Source organism: Vibrio sp. R15-SG3-ISO1B (assembly GCF_059833835.1).
This window is the reverse complement of record NZ_JCBDGG010000010.1, coordinates 34,039-51,263: the sequence shown is the minus strand read 5'-3', so window position 1 is coordinate 51,263 and position 17,225 is coordinate 34,039. Positions and strand designations below refer to the sequence as shown.

The window sequence follows — 17,225 nt, the reverse complement described above, 5'->3', positions numbered from 1 at the left end:
GCTATGATTGTCTAAGCCCTTATTATGCAAAGAATGAACATCGATGGTGGGTGTGGAGGAGAGCATGAAAAGCGACCATTTACAGTGTTTACTGGTGGAAGACGATCTCGATTTGGCCACTGCGGTTATCGACTACCTCGCGCTAGAGGGCATTGAGTGTGACCACGCGGCGAATGGTGTGGCGGGGCTCAGCCTGATACAAAATCAGCGCTACGATGTGGTGATCCTAGATTTAAATTTGCCCAAAATGGATGGCCTAGAAGTGTGCGCGAAACTGCGCGCCAGTGGCCTTGATGTGCCGGTTCTCATGCTGACGGCACGCGATACCTTGGACGACAAACTGGGGGGCTTTTCCGCCGGGGCAGACGACTACCTCATTAAACCGTTTGCGATGGAAGAGTTGATCGTTCGCGCGCAAGTGCTTTCGCGTCGGCGCAGTGGCGAAGTGACACTACTGAGTGCGGAAGGAGTCGAACTCGATCTCACCACACAAACCGCGACCTGCGATGGGCAGGAGATGAAACTGACACCGATAGGCTACAAACTGCTGGAAACGTTACTGCGCGCCAGTCCAAACAGTGTCTCGAGAGACAAACTGGTGCAGAGCGTCTGGGGGGATGAACAGCCCGACAGCAACAGCTTGAAAGTGCACATGTACCACCTTCGCAAGGCGGTGGATGGCCAAAGTGGAATCAAACGGATACAGACTCTTGTGGGGCGAGGCTTTGCGCTTAAACGTGAGGAGCGAGTATGCGATTAAGGCGCAGTCTACGGCTCTATTTTGTGTTGGCGATGGTGGCGATGGGCAGTAGCGCGATTGTCGGGATGTCAGGCGTTGCGGTGAGCTACTTTTTCTCAGGGATGGATGAGGCCATGCGCGGCTTTGTCCATTCTCAAGCGTTTCATCTCGACGTTGCGCCGGGTCAGGTCACACAGCAAGATGACCTCTTGGTTGCGAAGCGATGGCAAGACTTACCCACCCGTATCACGCAGCATTTTGATCAAGAGGATTTGGCCGATGGCCGCCTACTCAAACACATCGAAGGCATTCCCTTACTCAGTCCGCCGAAGAAAGGCTATTTTGTTATGCAGCTTGAGCAAGATGGCGAGCGCCGTTTTGCCGCTATAGAGATAGGCGAGCGTGATCGCACCACGCCGATGAGCCGTGATGAGCTGCCGCCATTTTTCTATATCGTTTTTACCGCGATTGGTGCGATAGCGCTTTTTTCCGTGGTGTTGCTGATGATTATTCGTAATGTGTCGGCACCTGTTGAACAGTTGGGCGCATGGGCGAAATCGTTGGATGAAGATAAGCTGGATGCGGCGATACCCAATTTTCACTACCGAGAGCTTAATGCGCTCGCCGAGATGATTCAGTCGAGCTTGCGCTCTGTACAAGCCAGTGTCGAGCGTGAAAAGCGTTTTCTTGGCTATGCCAGCCATGAGCTACGCACGCCGATTGCGGTCACGCGAACCAATACCGAGCTGCTGGGCAAAATGATCGAGCGTCAGGTTGAGCCCGCTAAGCAGAGTGAGGTATTGGCGCGCATTGAGCGTGCTTCGCTTACCATGACCGATCTGACCGAAACCCTACTGTGGCTCAATCGTCGTGAGGAGAAAGCCTTACCGAGCACCTCGTTCGCCATCGGCCAGTTAGTGATGCAGATCCGTCAGGAGCTCAACTATTTACTGCATGGCAAAGCGGTCACCGTTGTTGAGTCGACCGACGATACTCAGGTGACACTGCCCAGTGGCCTGACGCGTATCGTCATCACGAACTTAGTGCGTAATGCCTTCCAACACACGCAGAAAGGCCAAGTGGTCATCTCGCAAACGGGTGACACATTGGTGATTGAAAACCACAATGACACTGACCAGGAGAAAGACAGCGATCTAGGCTTTGGGCTAGGACTGGAACTCACCGATAGGCTGGTTAAGCAGCAAGGTTGGTCTTATTGCAATACCGTCACCGCGAACGGGCGAGTGGTGACGGTACGATTTGGTGGCTAACGCATCGCATACATCTCTTCGTGATAGTGATGCGCGGTATCGAAACGATGGCGTTTAAGATCATTTTTAAGCTGAGCAGACATCGACTCTGGCCCGCAAAAATAGACATCGTAGTGGTCTAAATGCACAAAGCGCTGCGCCAATCCTTCGATGGTGAGGCGCGGTTGGTATCGCGTATCGACAATCTCCAACGTCACCCCACTGCGTGTCGCAAGTTGATGCAATTCTTGGAGCATGGCCGTATCCACTCCGCGACAACTGAAGAAAAAGAAGACCGGATCGCGTGGTGGCTGCTCGGCATAACCGTGTAAAGCCGCCACAAAGGGTGCCACGCCGACACCGCCAGCGATCCAAATTTGTGGGCTAGATTGATGGAGTGAAAAATGCCCATATGGCCCTTCGACTCGAACCGAATCTCCTAGGTTAACCCGCTGATTTAGCCCAGTAGTGAAATCGCCTAACTCTTTGATAAGAAATCGCACTTTATCCCCTTTGCAGCCAGATACTAGCGTAAACGGATGGGGATCTTCATGGCAAAATTGAAGATAAGCGTACTGTCCACAGCGATGACCGGGCCAAGAGGTGGGCATATGCAGTTCAAGATCTAAAATGCGGCTCAGAGGGTGATATTGAACGCGGCTAATCCGCGCATCATATTGATGGTAACGTCCGATCAACCCCAGCAAACTATATATCGCAGCCAAGACGCCAATCACGATGAATGCCATGGTGAGAAAGTAAATTGGCGTGCCCCAATAGCTGTGTTTGAGCAGCAGGGCAGAGTGTGCGGCAACCATCAAATAGGCCACAGCCATCAATTTATGTGAGACGCGAAACGGGCGATAGCGAAGGGCGGTCCAGAGCGAGAGCGCAATCAAGGCAATCAACAGATAAAATCCCCACTCACCTAAAGCGAGACCGGTTGAACGAAGTTCAAGAATCCAGCTTGAGAGTAGGTCGTTACCAAGGTGCGCAGGCCCACGGCCAGAAAAGCGTTGCGGCGCAGTGAGAATCCCTGCACTGACCAATTGAATAGGAAGGTGATAGAAGAGCCAATGGATGATAGCCAGTACACCACCCGCGATCCCCGTCCACTTGTGAAGTCGGTAAGATTTGTCTAACCCTTGCGTGACCTGTTCAACCCAATCTAGGCGCAGTGCCAACACCATGGTGAGAGACATCAACATGATAGCCACAATGCCTGAGTACTGAATCAGTGCCGAGCGCCATTGAAATATAAGCGATGAACCCAATAGTGACGGCTCAGCGAATAGCCATAGCCCCGTCACGAGAGCAGCCATCATTGCGATGCCGACGAGAACCCGTTTCATGACAAATCCTCCCTCTATTTGGCTAATTAAAGCGTAGCAAGCCGGGTGTCAAGTAAGGTCAAGTCGTGTAAATGTGGGTAAAGGAGAAGAGTAAACGTCATACTGCGCGACGCTTACTCTATCAACGCCGAGGTTAGCTGAGAAGGGTGGCCTTGATCACCTTAAACACCCCTGCCTCTTTATTGCTCGGTGCAAGAAAACGGGCGACCTCTTTCACTTTCGGATGCGCGTTATCCATGGCGTAGGAGTGGTAGCTCACTTTGAGCATTTCTAGGTCATTGAGGTAGTCGCCAAAACTCATCGTCTGTTCGAAAGAGAAACCCAGTGTGGATTGTAGATGCTCGATCGCCGCGCCTTTGGAGGCGTGTTTGTTCATAATGTCGAGCCAGATTTTTGCGCTCACCACCACTTGGTGAGAATCGCCAAACTGTGAGGACACACTTGGGTAAACCAGCGCTTCGCTGCCACCGAAATGCAAAATGGCGACTTTGATAAAGTCATCGTCAACGTCGAGAAGATCCTCGACATACTGACAGCGATGATAATACTTTTTGAACTCGTTGAGCGCTTCTTCTGCTTGGGTTTCGATGTATGCCGATTGAGTACCACACAGCACGATGTAGGCGCCGTCTATGCGTCTCGCCTCTCGAATAATATCGGCAATATCTTGCTTGTCGATTTCACAGCGGTAGAGCTCTTGACCTTGATGCATCACCAGCGTGCCGTTTTCGGCAATGAACATCATACGATCTTTTATTGGGGAGAAGGTTTCCATCAGGCTGTAGTACTGTCTGCCTGAGGCCGCCGCGAAAATGATCTCTTTCGCTTCGAGTTGTGGATAGAGTTCGAAAAATTCCGGATTCAGCTGGCTGTTTTCATCGAGCAGCGTACCGTCCATGTCGGCAGCAATGAATTTGATCGGGTGTTGAGGCATAAGGTTAATCATTGACGAAGTGGATTTTCGGCCATGATACCATTGATTAATCGTCAAAACAGGCGTTAGCCAATGGATTTCTGTTCAAGCTTGGCAAACTTCATTTCGTACATATTGGCATCGGCAATAGAGATGAGTCGGCTCAGTGATGCACCATCATGCGGGTAGTGCGCTGTACCAATACTGGTCGATAGGGAGACTTGGGTACCCGCGCGGATAGCAATAGTCTTTCTAAAGCAGCTTTCAATCTGCTTCCAGTGATGCTGTGGATGCGTATCCCCAAGGTAGACTAAAGCAAACTCGTCGCCGCCGATTCGATAGCAGTAGGCTTCCAGTCTATTAAGGCGATGGGCAACCGTGGCGAGCACTTCATCGCCCGCTTGGTGACCATGACGATCATTCACTTCCTTAAAGCCGTTTAAGTCTAAAAGGTAGAGGTTGAATGACTGGCCTTGTTCCACCCACTCGGCCATATCGTTGAACATGGCCAACCGATTGGACACTCCGGTGAGAGAATCGGTGAGCGCCAATTGCTTGTGGTAAATGGCCTCTTTGTGAATGATGTAGCCGACTAAACACGCGCAGACAAACAGCAATACCATCAAGACAAATTGCGCCTGAGTTAAACTTTGCGCTTGGCTCATTTGTGACAGGTAGAGCGGACTTTTAATTCTAAAATTGGTGTTGACGTACTGAATCATCGACATGTAGAGCGCGTCAATATCATCGCACAGCGCTTTGGCCTGATCCGGTGAGTTGAGCGCTATTAGCTCGGGTTCTAGCTGCTTAAACTGACGGAACAAGTCACTAAAGAATGAGGCGGCACCGGGAAGGCTAATCAGGTTGTCCGCCTCTTTGCTACTGAGAAGTATGTCGAAACGGCTCCAGGTCAACTCATATTTGAGTAAGGTGCGATCGTAGTACTCTTCACTGTCCGCTGCGAACGGTGTAATCGCTCTGAGTTCAGAAAACTCTTTGTTTAACTGAAACAAAAACCATGTGGCTTGGTTTTGCTGTTCATTGTATGAGGCCGCTAACTGGCGTGTTGAGGTAAGAAAATAGAGGTTAATGATGAACAGGGTTGCCGAAAGTACGATTAACAGTACTTTCGCTTTGGCAAGAATGGTGTGTAAGTGGTCGTCTTTACTCTTTGGACTCATCATCGGCGGTATGCACTAATATCTCATCGATCTGCCACACCATTTGTGAACGAAATGCAGCATTATCTATTTCAGGGAACTGACTTAAGTTAAAGACCAGCCAATAGGGGCCTTTATTTCGCACTTTCATTTTTTCTCCATCCATTTCGTACGCCACGATAGGCTCGTACTTAAGAATGTCTTCGATTCTTGAGCTCGCCGCGTAATCATTTAGGGCGACAAAAGAGACGGAGAAGGTATTGTTCGCGCGGTAGTAATCAACTAACGATGAGACTTTGAAGCCGGTGAAGGTTTTTTTGCCGTCGAACCAAGGTAGGGTCGTAGAGAAGGTAGAGGGTTCGAAATTCGCTATGATGTCTTCATGAGAGAGGGTGATAGGATCGCGATCGGTGATGCGAATCACTAAGCTAGAGGCTGAAGCACTAAAAACAGACAACGCAGCGAACAGCGCAAGCACTCTTCTCATGATCTCTCCCCAAAGGTCCGGACAATAACGTCTTTTTAATATAATTATTGATTATATGATTGTTTTGCAGGTGAGCAAAACCTTTTATCAATATTGATTCTTATTTATTGAGTATAGACAACGCACAGAAACCGCAAAGCCCCGCTATGAAATCCATAGCGGGGCTTTGCGTCAATCGTCACCAGAGGCGCACATTAGAAGATCAAATGCGCGACACCCGCAATCACAGGTAAGGTGATGAGCGTACGCAAGATAAAGATGGCGAACAGCTCAAAAATATTGACAGGAATGCGGCTCCCAAGCAGCAGTGCACCCACTTCAGACATGTAGATTAGCTGGGTCACAGACATCGCAGCGATGACAAAGCGCGTCATTTCGTTGTCGATAGAAGCTGCAAGGATGGCAGGGATAAACATGTCCGCAAAACCGACCACCATGGTTTGCGACGCCGCTGCGGCTTCTGGGATTTGTAGTAGCTCTAGGAATGGGATGAATGGCTGGCCTAAGAAGGCAAACACCGAGGTGTACTCAGCAATCACAAGTGCAATCGTACCCAGACCCATAACCACTGGCAGTACGCCAAACACCATGTCAACAGCGTTACGCACACCTTCAGAAAACACGCCTTTTAACGAGGTCACTTGTGAGGCTTTCTTCAGGGCCAACTCTAGACCCCAAGTGAAGCTGTTATGTCCAGCTGGCAGAGCGTCCGCTTCGGCATCCGGTTTAGTACCGTCGATGAAGGTGTCTTTCTTGTAGCTTAGGGGTGGCAGTCTTGGAATGATGATCGCGGCAACCACACCGGCTAAACAGATAGCGCCGTAAAAAGGTAGGAATAGGTGCTCAAGTTCGACTTGGGCCAATACCACCAAACTAAACGTAATGGAGACGGCAGAGAAGGTCGTACCAACGACCGCCGCTTCGCGTTGCGTGTAGAACTTGTTTTCGTACTGCTTACTGGTCAGCAGGATACCGACGGAGCCATCGCCTAGCCAAGAAGCCATGCAGTCAATCGCACTGCGTCCAGGTAGATTGAATACTGGGCGCATGACTTTGCTGAGCAAGGTGCCAAACAATTCTAGCAAGCCAAAGTTGAGCAGCAAAGGAAGCAGCAAGCCAGCAAAAATGAACACAGAGAAAAGAGTTGGCAACAAACCTTCCAGCACTAGGCCGCCGGTGTTTTCTTCCCAAATCGCCTCTGGGCCCAGTTGGAAATAGGTCATCGCAACGGCAAGACCACCGATCACACGCACAGCAAGCCAAAGTGGTGATGGGTTAAACAGGCCGTTTAAAAAGTCGCTGTTGGCAATAAAAGCTGGCGTTTTAATACGGCAAAGCAGCGAGGCAACCGCCATGAAGCTAATGATGGACGTCACCATGCCGACCAGAGCGTCACCGAACAGTGCCTGAATCGATTTCGCCAATACGGCCACAGGGATAGTGATGTCACCGTCAAACGTGATCGGCGCCATAAAGACAAACAGACCCAACAAAGACGGAATAAAGAACATCCAGAAGTTCTTCTTCCCTTTTGGCTGATTGATAGATTGAGCGTTTTCTTGCATTACAAATCTCGTGTTACATCTGGTCAATAGTATTGCCGTATCCCTTGGCATACATATTCACTAAACATCCCTATTTAGTCATGGGGCGCAAGATTACTGCCTTTTGTCATGCCGTGCAATACTATTCAATAATTATCCTTAAATATTCAGACATAAACTCGATATTAGCTTGGTAATGCAGTAATTTGTTTTGTGAATGTTAAATTGTTTGGGATTGTGTTGCAACTAAGCGGGTTTATTTGGGTGAAATATAGAGGTAGAGCCAATAGCTGAGCGCGAGACACAAGGCAAGGGTAACGGGCGCAAGCAGTGCTGCAATGCTGAGCTGTGCATATAAAACCGCTCCGGCAGTGCCGCCGAGCAAGAATCCGGCGAAAATAAAGGAGAAGAGTTTGGCTTTACGATAATCGAACTTTTCCCCGCGCAAGCGTGCACCGATCATAATGCCCAAATCAGTGACGATACCCGTCATGTGGGTGGTGCGCACAACCGCGCCGCTGAAGGTGGTTAACATGGCGTTTTGCAGCCCGCAAGCAGCAGACGCGAGATATTGACCACTGGTGTGCCCCTCCTTAAGCAACAGGTAGGCGAGCAAAAGTAGCCCACTTTCAAAGCAGAGTGCCACCCCGTAGCGGCGGCCCAATTTCAGCGCGGTGCTTTCGATAAAGACGCCACTGAGTATCGCGCCGAGCAGAAAGCTGAGTACCACCCATAAGAGGTGCAGCGTCTGTTGATCGAAGAGGTAGAGGCTGGTGCCCAGTAGTGTCACGGTACCCGAGATATGAGACACGGACTGGTGCTGGAAACCCAACAAGCCAATCGCATTGACGGTTCCGGCCAGTAGTGCCAATAAAAATGCGCCGTGCTCCACCCAGCGTGGTAGTTTTGAAATCACCGTGATCCCCCTTTTGTTAAGCAGGACATTATACGCGTCAGCCCAAAAGTTGCAGCTGACTTATGTGGCCTCCTTATCTGGCTTCTTAGCAGAACGCGCATGGTGATTTCGTGGTGGCACAGAGCCGTAGGCGAAATTAATCGTGGATAGGCGTTTTGCCTCACTGACCCGCCTGTTACTATATGTTTGAAAATACGATGTGTTTGAAAATCACCCTCTTTGAAGAACTCTGTTGTGAAGTGATCATCATGAAAAAGCGCCGACTTCCCATTCCCCTTATTTTATTGATTCCGATTGTCCTGCTGGTGGTCGTTGCCGCAGCCGGTCTTTACCGCTTCAGTTTGTCTGATGAGGAGATTCGAGCGAAGTTTCCTCAGCCTACACCTACGCAAGATGCTCTCATGCAACAGGTCTTTGGCATTGCGACGCCCAATCCCTGGACGATTAAAGTGCCAGAAACCACCGCCTACAGCTTGCTTACTCGACGTCAAGACGCAAGAGCGATAGGACAATATCAAGACGGTGAAGTACGCGGTGATATTTGGGTCGACACGCATCAATTGATCGAACTGGGAGAGGGCCGCTACGCCGCGCCGCTCATCGTATCCAATCAAGGCAGTGGTCTTTTTTACTATCTAGCCCTGTTTGAATATGATTCCACCCGCCAGAGAATGATCTCGCGTGATGCAGTGCTGCTGGGTGATCGAATCGTGGTGGAAGCGGTAGAGCGCAATCAGGATGTGATCGCCGTTACACTGCGAACTCGTGAGGAAGATCAACCTATGAGTGAGGAACCCAAAGTAACGCGCACTATAATGATGACTGTGACCGAACAAAATAGTTGGGCAATTCGACCATAATATTAATAGGGTTTTACATTGTTTTTGATGCAAACTGTTGCGCATATTTGTAAGCTAACAAAGATGAGATGGACATTTTAACGTCGTTAACGGAGTAAACTATGATCAACAAACGTTTTTTCAAAACCAAAGATGAAGTCGAAGTCACCTTCGAGTTGGATGCAGCAAACGCTGACCAATCGGTGGCACTCGTCGCAGATTTTCTTGATTGGCAACCGGTCGAAATGAAGAAAGTGGCGAAGTCGAAAAGCTTCAAATTCAAAACCCGACTACCCAAAGACCAACACTTCGAATTTCGTTATTTGGTCGACAACAACAAGTGGGTCAATGATGCCAATGCAGACCAATATAAGCCGAATGGCTTTGGTGATGACAACGGCTTGCTATCGACCTATCAATAGAGCTTTTAGGGTTTTAGCGACATCAACTGCAAAAAGGCGCGTAAGCGCCTTTTTCGATCCAATCTTTACATTAGAAAAGATGACTTTTAGTGGATAAATTCGTAATCTTACGGCTTCGTTATTTCTCTCTATAGGTAGCATTGTGCAAGCGAAAAGTCTGACATTACGCTTGAAAGAGCTCTCTAAGCGTAAAAAGATGGCCGTATTAAGTTTACCGATTTTTATCGCTGTGGCTTTGTCGTCTTCGCCGAATTCAGGTCGCTATCATCGCACTATCGAGCTTTCTCTCCCAGAATCCACACTGATGAATGACTGGCTCGCTGAACACGACGAGACGGTGGATATCCCAGATTACGAATACGTGATCCAATCAGGCGATAACCTAAGCACCATTTTTAATCAATTGGGTTTTGGTTATAGCGAGCTGATGCAGATCATGGAGACGGATTTAAACTATCTTGCTCTAGATACACTGCGCCCTGGTAATACCTTGCGTTTTTGGCGTGATGAAAACCGTAAACTGGCGAAGATGGAGCTTGAGTTTAGCTTGGTCGAGCGTGCAGTTTACACGCGGTTGGATGATGGCAACTATGAGTACAGCGACGTCAAAATTCCAGGCGAATGGAAAGCCTTTCCAATGGTGGGCGAAATCAACGGCACCTTCTCGCAATCTGGCTACGCGCTTGGCCTTGGCAGCAGCGAAGTCGACCAGATTGTCAGCTTACTGAAAGATAAGATCAATTTTGCTCGTGACTTGCGAGCGGGCGATCGTTTCGAAGTGGTACAGTCTCGTCAATACGTCGGTGAAACGTTGACGGGTAATCGCGAGATACAAGCGGTTAAGATCCACAATCGTGGTCAAACCCTCTCGGCGTATTTGCACAGTGACGGCCAATACTATGATGCGAAAGGGGACAGCCTACAGCGTGCGTTCCAACGTAAGCCAGTCGGTGGCAACTATCGCTTAAGTTCGCATTTTAACCCTACTCGCCTGCATCCTGTTACCGGACGTGTTGCACCGCACAACGGCACGGACTGGGCAACCCCAACCGGTACTCCGATTGTCTCAACGGGCGATGGCGTTGTCGTCATGACACGTGACCACCCTTACGCAGGTAAATACGTGGTGATTGAACACGGCAGCCGCTACAAAACGCGTTATTTGCATCTAAGTAAAATCTTAGTTCGCAAAGGCCAAACGGTAAGTCGTGGGCAGCGAATTGGTTTATCTGGAGCGACGGGGAGGGTAACCGGCCCCCATATCCACTACGAACTCCTTGACCGCGGCCGCGCGGTGAATGCGATGAAAGCCAATATCCCGATGGCCAACTCGGTTCCAAAAGCAGAAATGGCGAGCTTCAAGGCGCGCAAAGCAGAGCTTGATGAGATGCTGCGTCAGCAAGAGATGGAGTGGGCCAGAGAAGGGGAATCTGCGCCAGCGAGTTGATGCGCTGGCGCTGGTTGTTTGTGGCTGGTTGTTTGTGATTAAGGAGCAGACGCGAGCAGTAATTACTTGGCGGGATAGATGCTAATTTCTACCCGTCGGTTACAGGTTCGCCCTTGTGCGTTGTCATTGCTACAAATTGGCGTACTTTCGCCCATTCCAAGGGTTGATAAGCGGTTGGTCGCCACTTTCTGATACATCAAATAGGTTCTCACTGACTCCGCGCGTTTGAGTGAGAGACTTTGGTTGTAGGCTTCACTTCCTGTGCTGTCCGTGTGTCCTGCAATCATCAATACGGTATCTGGATATTCGACCAATATACGCGCGACGCCGTTGAGCGTGTTGTAGATCGATGCGTCCAACTGGTAGGAATCACTGGCGAAACCAATTCCGTTTTCCATCACAAGTTGGATTTGATCTTCTCCCACCCGTTTCACCTGAACCCCTGAATTGAGTAACTCTTCACGCAGCGCCGCTTCTTGCTGGTCAAAGTAATAACCCACTCCAGCACCCACCGCGCCGCCCGCTGCGGCCCCTGCCAGTGCACGTTGTCTGCGTTCTGTTGCGTTATCGCCTGTCGCTAGGCCGACGAGTGCGCCTGATACCGCGCCAATTAGGGCACCTTGAGTGGTTGCATTGGTTTCGGTTTCACCTGTGGTAGCGTTCTGACGCTGTGTGGCTTGGCACCCAGCGAGTAGAGTGCAGAGAGAGAGTAAAGTGAGGGATTTGTTCATCATAATAGCTCGATTCATCCTGTTTCAAGTGTGTGCTTACCTTAAAGGAACAGCGTCATTTTGTAAGTCTGACAAAACGATAACTTACTAAAAATTAACACTTAAGTGACGTATGGCGCTCGGTATCATAACAAAAAGCACCGCCTTTGAAGGCGGCGCGAGAGGGGCTAGCTAAGTTGACTACGCAGCCTGGGCTACTGGTTTGGTTTAACCGTCCCCAGTTTTAGCCAAGTATCGATCACCGTGTCAGGATTAAGAGAGACGGAGCTGATCCCTTGCTGCATTAGCCACTCGGCAAGGTCATCATGATCTGATGGCCCTTGACCACAGATCCCCACGTACTTGCCCGCTTTGGTAGCCGCGTCGATGGCCATTTTCAGCATGGCTTTGACCGCCGGATTTCGCTCATCAAACAGATGTGCGACATCGCCAGAATCACGGTCTAACCCGAGGGTTAACTGCGTCATGTCGTTAGAGCCAATCGAGAAACCATCAAAGTATTTTAAAAACTCGTCAGCGAGCACTGCGTTTGACGGCAGTTCGCACATCATGATCACTTTCAGCCCTTGATCGCCGCGTCGTAAATCGAACTTGGCGAGAAGATCGATCACCGAAGCAGCTTCGCTTGGTGTGCGAACAAAGGGGATCATGATCTCAACGTTCTTTAATCCCATCTCGTTGCGTACGCGCTTGATGGCTAAGGTTTCCAGCTCAAAACAGTCTTCGAATACAGGAGATATATAGCGCGAGGCGCCACGGAAACCGAGCATGGGGTTCTCTTCATGAGGCTCATAACTTTGGCCGCCGATGAGGTTGCTGTACTCGTTCGACTTAAAATCCGACATGCGCACAATGACGCGTTTGGGCCAAAACGCTGCCGCTATGGTGGCAATCCCTTCGGTCAGTTTGCTGACGTAAAAGTCGATAGGGTCGTGATAGCCGCGGATACGTTGGCGGATCTGAGTTTTGAGCGCGTCGCTTTGCTGGTCAAAATTGAGCAATGCTTTCGGGTGGATGCCAATCATTTTATTGATGATGAACTCCAATCGCGCAAGACCAACGCCCTCATTGGGGATTTGGGCAAAGTCGAAAGCGCGATCTGGGTTACCGACGTTCATCATCACTTTGGTTGGCAAAAGAGGGAGCTCATCGACCGAAGAGCGTTTGATCTCAAACGTCAGCTCGCCTTCATAGACATAACCTGATTCGCCTTCTGCGCACGAGACGGTGACCGCCTGGCCACTGCAAAGGCGCTCCGTGGCGTCGCCGCAGCCAACGATGGCAGGAATGCCAAGCTCTCTCGCAATGATGGCCGCATGGCAAGTTCGCCCACCACGGTTGGTGACGATGGCTGAGGCTTTTTTCATCACCGGCTCCCAATCGGGGTCGGTCATGTCGGTAACCAGCACGTCGCCTTCTTGGACTAAGCTCATTTCATCCAGTGAGTCGACAAGACGCACAGGACCTTGGCCGATACGTTGCCCAATCGCGCGTCCTTCGACCAGCACGTTTGCTTTGTCGTTAAGCTCATAGCGCTCAATGACGTTTTGTTCATTCTGAGAGCAGACTGTTTCTGGCCTCGCTTGGACGATATAGAGTTTGCCATCAATGCCGTCTTTGGCCCATTCAATGTCCATCGGGCGTTGATAATGACGCTCGATGATCATCGCTTGTTGGGCAAGCTGTTTGATTTCTTCATCGGTCAGAGAAAACTGTTCCCGTTCCTTCTCATTGGTATCGACAATCTCGACTTGTTTGCCAATCGTGGTGTCATTGGCGTAGATCATCTTGATCAGTTTTGAGCCAAAGGTTTTCTTCACAATCGGTTGGTGACCGGCTTCGAGAAGCGGTTTATGGACGTAGAATTCGTCTGGGTTTACCGCCCCTTGAACCACCATTTCTCCCAACCCCCACGCCGAGGTGATGAACACCACTTGGTCAAAGCCCGATTCGGTATCTAAGGTAAACATGACGCCGGAGGCCGCTTTGTCGGACCGCACCATGCGCTGGATCCCTGCAGACAGGGCGATGCCGCGGTGATCAAAGCCTTGGTGCACACGATAAGAGATCGCGCGGTCATTAAAGAGCGAGGCATAGACGTGCTTGGTCGCTTCGAGTACGCCTTCTACACCGGTGACATTGAGGAAGGTCTCTTGTTGTCCGGCAAAGGAGGCGTCGGGAAGATCTTCGGCAGTGGCAGAAGAGCGCACTGCGACGGAAAGCTCGGGGTTACCGTCGACCAATTGCAGATAATGCTCACGTATATCGGCTTCGAGGTCGGCGGGGAATGGGGCATCAAGCACCCATTGTCGTATGGTGGCGCCGGTTTGGCGTAGGGCTTCAACATCGTCGACGTTCAGGTCATCGAGCAGTTGGTGAATTCGGTCATCTAGGCCTTCAAAGTCGAGGAAGCGGTTAAACGCATAAGAGGTGGTGGCAAAGCCGTTGGGGACGCTCACGCCCGCATTGGCTAGGTTGGACACCATCTCTCCGAGGGACGCATTTTTACCGCCGACTTTGTCGACATCATCCATGGATAGACCATTAAACCAGAGGGTGTTCTTTTGCATGTCTTTCTCCAGAAACATTGCAGCTTGTAGGGACTTAAAGCAAACGATTACGTATCAACTTAAAAAAGGCGAACCAATTTAAAAAGCTGTGGGGGACGTAATAGTCAGCAGGGTTTTATTATCGATAGTATGAATGTCATCCTACTCAACATTATTTTAGCTATTCAACAAACCATGCAAACTGATAGTCAAAGTCGTGATGTATTCTATGTTTCTGATGGCACGGCACTCACGTGCGAGACATTAGGGCATGTCGTTTTGGGGCAGTTCTCTTTTTACGCGAATGAAAAGACCTTTCCGTTCGTGGAAAGTGAAGAGAAATTGGCGGCGCTAGTTAAAGAGATTGACGCCTCGTATCGTACCCACGGAGTCAAGCCGCTGGTGTTTTTCTCTATGGTGATTGGTGAACTAAGGGCCAAGCTATTGCAGGCTCCGGCGCATTGCTACGACGTATTGGAAAGCTTGGTGCAAAAAGTCCAAGACGATATTCAGATGGAGGCCAAACCCAAGTTGCAACGTTCGCGTAGTGTCAGTAAAGATTCACATCGCTATTTTGACCGCATTGCCGCCATTGAATACACCCTTGCACATGATGATGGCATTACTCTCAGAGGCTTGGATGAGGCGGACATCATTTTATTGGGCGTGTCGCGCAGCGGTAAAACACCGACCAGTCTCTACATGGCGATGCAGTTTGGTTTGCGGGTCGTGAACTACCCGTTTATCGAGCAAGATATTCAGCGTTTGAGGTTGTTGCCGGAGTTTGAAGTGGTGCGGCACAAATTGTTCGGCCTCACTATCGATTCTGAGCGCCTAACGCAGATTCGCCAGAACCGACTGGCTGACAGCGATTACGCAAGTAGTCAGCAGTGCCAACAAGAGCTTGAACATGTTGAAGCACTGTTTCGCCGTGAGGCCATTCCCTACATCAATACCACCTCGTTATCCGTGGAAGAAATTTGCGCGCGTGTATTGGAGCGCGCCGGCTTAAGACGGCGCCTGCTCTCTTAAGATTTACGCAGCGGGCATTACCATGGGGAAGTCCAACGAGGGATGGCGATTGACTAATGCTTGGTAGCCGTACACCTGCTCGATGAGACTTGGAGTTAACGCTTGCCAAGGTTTGGCGTCACAAGCAATTTTTCCCTGATGCAGAATCACAAGTCGATCGGCGTATTGCGCCGCGAGGTTGAGGTCGTGCAACACGACGACGACGGCGGTATGGTGTTCATCGGCTAATTGGCGTGCAATTCGCAGTGTGTTGTGCTGATGGGCCAGATCCAGTGCGGAGGTCGGTTCGTCGAGCATGAGGATTTTTTTCTCAGCGGACTGATCGAGTTGGACTAACACTCGCGCGAGATGCACGCGCTGTTTCTCTCCGCCAGACAGGGAGGGGTACAAGCGTTCACTCAGGTGGCTGACATCGGTGAGCGACATGTACTTAGCCGCTACCGCTTGGGTCTGTTTGTGCGCCAAGTTGAGCGGTATTGCCCCAAGCTCCACCACTTCATGGGCAAGAAACGGAAAACTCAGGGTACTGTGCTGAGGAAGCATGCCTAAGTGTCTGGCCAGTTCATCATTTGGCCATTGGTTTGCTGCGCGGCCAAAATAGCGAATATCGTGACGTGAAGGGATCTCCCGACACAACAATTTCAGCAAGGTACTTTTCCCCGCGCCGTTTGGCCCGAGCAGCGCAGTCACTTCTCCGGCGTGAATATCAAGGTCGATGTTATCCAATACACAGCGCTGACCAAAGTGCATCGACAGACCTTGAGCGGAGATGGATGGAGCGTCCATTACAAAATCTTCCCTTTTTGTTGAAACAGCAGATAGATGAAAAACGGTGCGCCAATGATCGCCGTGACGATGCCTACAGGCAGTTCAGCTGGGGCGACCGCAACACGAGAAAACATATCGGCAAAGGTAAGCAGCAGTGCGCCCATCAGTGCAGAGATAGGCAACAGGCTGCGGTGATCTGGTCCGGTCAACATGCGTCCTAAATGGGGAATCACTAAGCCAATAAAGCCGATCATCCCTGAGACGCTCACCGTGACCCCAACGCCAATGGCGGTCAGTAGAATCAACTGACGTTTGAGACGCTGAACGGCGATGCCAAGATGCGCCGCCTCCGCTTCGCCAAGCAAGAGAGCATTGAGCGCCATCGCCCGTCGATAAAAGCAAGCGCCAAGAATCAGCAAGGTGACGCTACAAAGCGCAAGGCTTGTGAGGTTTGCGCCCGCCAGTGAGCCCATCGACCAGAGCGACAGATCGCGCAACATTTGATCGTCCGCGATGAAATTCATATAGCCAATGCCTGCCCCAGAGAGGGCACTGATCGCTACCCCTGCTAGCAGCATGATGGTGACAGACGTCCCGAGCTTACTGGTGCCCAATTTGTAGACCAGGACCGTGGTTAACGCGCCGCCCAAAAAAGCAAACATGGGCAGTGCGGCGATATTCATCAAGGTTGGGTATTCGGCGAACACATCGGCAAACATCACAATGGCGATCGCTGCCCCTAAGGAGGCCCCAGCAGAGACACCAATGATCCCCGGCTCGGCCAGTGGGTTGCGAAACAGCCCCTGCATCACCGTGCCGCACAGGGCTAAAATCGCGCCGACTAACATACACAGTAGGGTACGCGGAAAGCGAATTTCATGGATCACCAAATGCACGTGCGGTGCCAGTTGCTCCGATTTAAGCAACAAGCTCTGTACACTCTCGATAAATCCAATATTCATTGGCCCAACGGTGATTGAGCTGATCGCTGTGATAAGCAGCAAGACAGCAAAAAGACCGAGCGTAATGGGTAGCGGGATTCTTTTCAAAATCATAGGTTTAATATCATAGCGTTA

The 17,225-nt window shown here is 50.4% G+C and carries 16 protein-coding genes; 6 read left to right on the top strand and 10 right to left on the bottom strand.

All coding sequences use genetic code 11. The annotated features are described in order from the left end of the window. Positions 1-64: 64 nt before the first annotated feature. Entirely contained in the window at positions 65-760 is a 696-nt protein-coding gene (locus tag AC6R0S_RS03350) for a response regulator transcription factor (RefSeq protein WP_500637204.1), read from the top strand. Then, complete coding sequence (locus AC6R0S_RS03345) at positions 751-2,010, top strand: sensor histidine kinase (protein ID WP_500637203.1); 1,260 nt, start codon at positions 751-753, stop codon at positions 2,008-2,010. The genes AC6R0S_RS03350 and AC6R0S_RS03345 overlap by 10 nt, the downstream gene beginning before the upstream one ends. On the opposite strand, the gene AC6R0S_RS03340 is transcribed toward AC6R0S_RS03345, so the two are convergent. The 6 genes from AC6R0S_RS03340 to AC6R0S_RS03315 form a co-directional block, all read right to left on the bottom strand. Further along, entirely contained in the window at positions 2,007-3,341 is a 1,335-nt protein-coding gene (locus tag AC6R0S_RS03340; protein ID WP_500637202.1) for a ferredoxin reductase family protein, read from the bottom strand. The genes AC6R0S_RS03345 and AC6R0S_RS03340 overlap by 4 nt on opposite strands. 133 nt (positions 3,342-3,474) lie before the next feature. Then, positions 3,475-4,275, bottom strand: coding sequence for a Cof-type HAD-IIB family hydrolase (locus AC6R0S_RS03335; RefSeq protein ID WP_500628555.1), 801 nt, complete (start codon positions 4,273-4,275; stop codon positions 3,475-3,477). Positions 4,276-4,340: 65 nt separating this feature from the next. Beyond that, the gene (locus AC6R0S_RS03330) at positions 4,341-5,438 is read right to left on the bottom strand and encodes a GGDEF domain-containing protein (protein ID WP_500637201.1); all 1,098 of its coding nucleotides are present in this window, start codon (positions 5,436-5,438) and stop codon (positions 4,341-4,343) included. After that, the gene (locus AC6R0S_RS03325) at positions 5,419-5,901 is read right to left on the bottom strand and encodes a putative pterin-binding protein (protein WP_500633266.1); all 483 of its coding nucleotides are present in this window, start codon (positions 5,899-5,901) and stop codon (positions 5,419-5,421) included. Before AC6R0S_RS03325 ends, AC6R0S_RS03330 begins: the two co-directional genes overlap by 20 nt. A 194-nt stretch (positions 5,902-6,095) precedes the next feature. After that, complete coding sequence (locus AC6R0S_RS03320; protein WP_500630883.1) at positions 6,096-7,466, bottom strand: YjiH family protein; 1,371 nt, start codon at positions 7,464-7,466, stop codon at positions 6,096-6,098. 235 nt (positions 7,467-7,701) lie between these two features. Then, complete coding sequence (locus tag AC6R0S_RS03315) at positions 7,702-8,361, bottom strand: YoaK family protein (RefSeq protein WP_500633267.1); 660 nt, start codon at positions 8,359-8,361, stop codon at positions 7,702-7,704. A 197-nt stretch (positions 8,362-8,558) separates the two neighbouring features. Between AC6R0S_RS03315 and AC6R0S_RS03310 the strand changes: the two genes are divergently transcribed. The 3 genes from AC6R0S_RS03310 to shyA all read left to right on the top strand — a co-directional run bounded on the left by AC6R0S_RS03310 (position 8,559) and on the right by shyA (position 11,069). Next, the gene (locus AC6R0S_RS03310; RefSeq protein ID WP_500637200.1) at positions 8,559-9,221 is read left to right on the top strand and encodes a hypothetical protein; all 663 of its coding nucleotides are present in this window, start codon (positions 8,559-8,561) and stop codon (positions 9,219-9,221) included. A 101-nt stretch (positions 9,222-9,322) separates the two neighbouring features. After that, positions 9,323-9,622: an isoamylase early set domain-containing protein gene (locus AC6R0S_RS03305; RefSeq protein ID WP_334553297.1), complete on the top strand. Its 300-nt coding sequence runs from the start codon at positions 9,323-9,325 to the stop codon at positions 9,620-9,622. A gap of 142 nt (positions 9,623-9,764) precedes the next feature. Then, on the top strand, positions 9,765-11,069 hold the full coding sequence (gene shyA / locus AC6R0S_RS03300; protein ID WP_500637199.1) for a peptidoglycan DD-endopeptidase ShyA: 1,305 nt from the start codon (positions 9,765-9,767) through the stop codon (positions 11,067-11,069). A 62-nt stretch (positions 11,070-11,131) separates the two neighbouring features. Here shyA and AC6R0S_RS03295 read toward each other — a convergent pair whose 3' ends face one another. Together AC6R0S_RS03295 and ppsA are read right to left on the bottom strand one after the other, a co-directional pair. Beyond that, a complete protein-coding gene (locus AC6R0S_RS03295) occupies positions 11,132-11,800 on the bottom strand; it encodes a YiaD family glycine zipper/OmpA-like lipoprotein (RefSeq protein ID WP_500630960.1) in 669 nt (222 codons plus the stop codon). A 194-nt stretch (positions 11,801-11,994) separates the two neighbouring features. Then, positions 11,995-14,388 (bottom strand): phosphoenolpyruvate synthase, encoded by a 2,394-nt coding sequence (gene ppsA / locus AC6R0S_RS03290; protein ID WP_500630880.1) that lies wholly within the window; start codon positions 14,386-14,388, stop codon positions 11,995-11,997. Between the two features lie 156 nt (positions 14,389-14,544). On the opposite strand from ppsA, the gene ppsR reads away from it, so the two are divergent. Then, entirely contained in the window at positions 14,545-15,381 is an 837-nt protein-coding gene (ppsR, locus tag AC6R0S_RS03285; RefSeq protein WP_500630879.1) for a posphoenolpyruvate synthetase regulatory kinase/phosphorylase PpsR, read from the top strand. 3 nt (positions 15,382-15,384) lie between these two features. On the opposite strand, the gene AC6R0S_RS03280 is transcribed toward ppsR, so the two are convergent. Both AC6R0S_RS03280 and AC6R0S_RS03275 read right to left on the bottom strand, forming a co-directional pair. Continuing rightward, positions 15,385-16,167 carry a heme ABC transporter ATP-binding protein gene (locus AC6R0S_RS03280; protein ID WP_500630878.1) on the bottom strand — a complete coding sequence of 261 codons (783 nt, stop codon included), beginning with the start codon at positions 16,165-16,167 and terminating at the stop codon, positions 15,385-15,387. Next, the gene (locus AC6R0S_RS03275; RefSeq protein WP_500630877.1) at positions 16,167-17,204 is read right to left on the bottom strand and encodes a FecCD family ABC transporter permease; all 1,038 of its coding nucleotides are present in this window, start codon (positions 17,202-17,204) and stop codon (positions 16,167-16,169) included. The genes AC6R0S_RS03280 and AC6R0S_RS03275 overlap by 1 nt, the downstream gene beginning before the upstream one ends. Positions 17,205-17,225 lie beyond the last annotated feature (21 nt).

Bases quoted from the DNA above. Each gene is read 5' to 3' on its own strand.
- AC6R0S_RS03295 (WP_500630960.1), bottom strand. From the start codon at position 11,800: ATGAACAAATCCCTCACTTTACTCTCTCTCTGCACTCTACTCGCTGGG.
- AC6R0S_RS03275 (WP_500630877.1), bottom strand. From the start codon at position 17,204: ATGATTTTGAAAAGAATCCCGCTACCCATTACGCTCGGTCTTTTTGCT.
- AC6R0S_RS03335 (WP_500628555.1), bottom strand. From the start codon at position 4,275: ATGCCTCAACACCCGATCAAATTCATTGCTGCCGACATGGACGGTACG.
- ppsR (WP_500630879.1), top strand. From the start codon at position 14,545: ATGCAAACTGATAGTCAAAGTCGTGATGTATTCTATGTTTCTGATGGC.
- AC6R0S_RS03305 (WP_334553297.1), top strand. From the start codon at position 9,323: ATGATCAACAAACGTTTTTTCAAAACCAAAGATGAAGTCGAAGTCACC.
- AC6R0S_RS03340 (WP_500637202.1), bottom strand. From the start codon at position 3,341: ATGAAACGGGTTCTCGTCGGCATCGCAATGATGGCTGCTCTCGTGACG.
- AC6R0S_RS03345 (WP_500637203.1), top strand. From the start codon at position 751: ATGCGATTAAGGCGCAGTCTACGGCTCTATTTTGTGTTGGCGATGGTG.
- AC6R0S_RS03310 (WP_500637200.1), top strand. From the start codon at position 8,559: ATGTGTTTGAAAATCACCCTCTTTGAAGAACTCTGTTGTGAAGTGATC.
- AC6R0S_RS03320 (WP_500630883.1), bottom strand. From the start codon at position 7,466: ATGCAAGAAAACGCTCAATCTATCAATCAGCCAAAAGGGAAGAAGAAC.
- AC6R0S_RS03330 (WP_500637201.1), bottom strand. From the start codon at position 5,438: ATGATGAGTCCAAAGAGTAAAGACGACCACTTACACACCATTCTTGCC.
- AC6R0S_RS03350 (WP_500637204.1), top strand. From the start codon at position 65: ATGAAAAGCGACCATTTACAGTGTTTACTGGTGGAAGACGATCTCGAT.
- AC6R0S_RS03280 (WP_500630878.1), bottom strand. From the start codon at position 16,167: ATGGACGCTCCATCCATCTCCGCTCAAGGTCTGTCGATGCACTTTGGT.
- AC6R0S_RS03325 (WP_500633266.1), bottom strand. From the start codon at position 5,901: ATGAGAAGAGTGCTTGCGCTGTTCGCTGCGTTGTCTGTTTTTAGTGCT.
- ppsA (WP_500630880.1), bottom strand. From the start codon at position 14,388: ATGTTTCTGGAGAAAGACATGCAAAAGAACACCCTCTGGTTTAATGGT.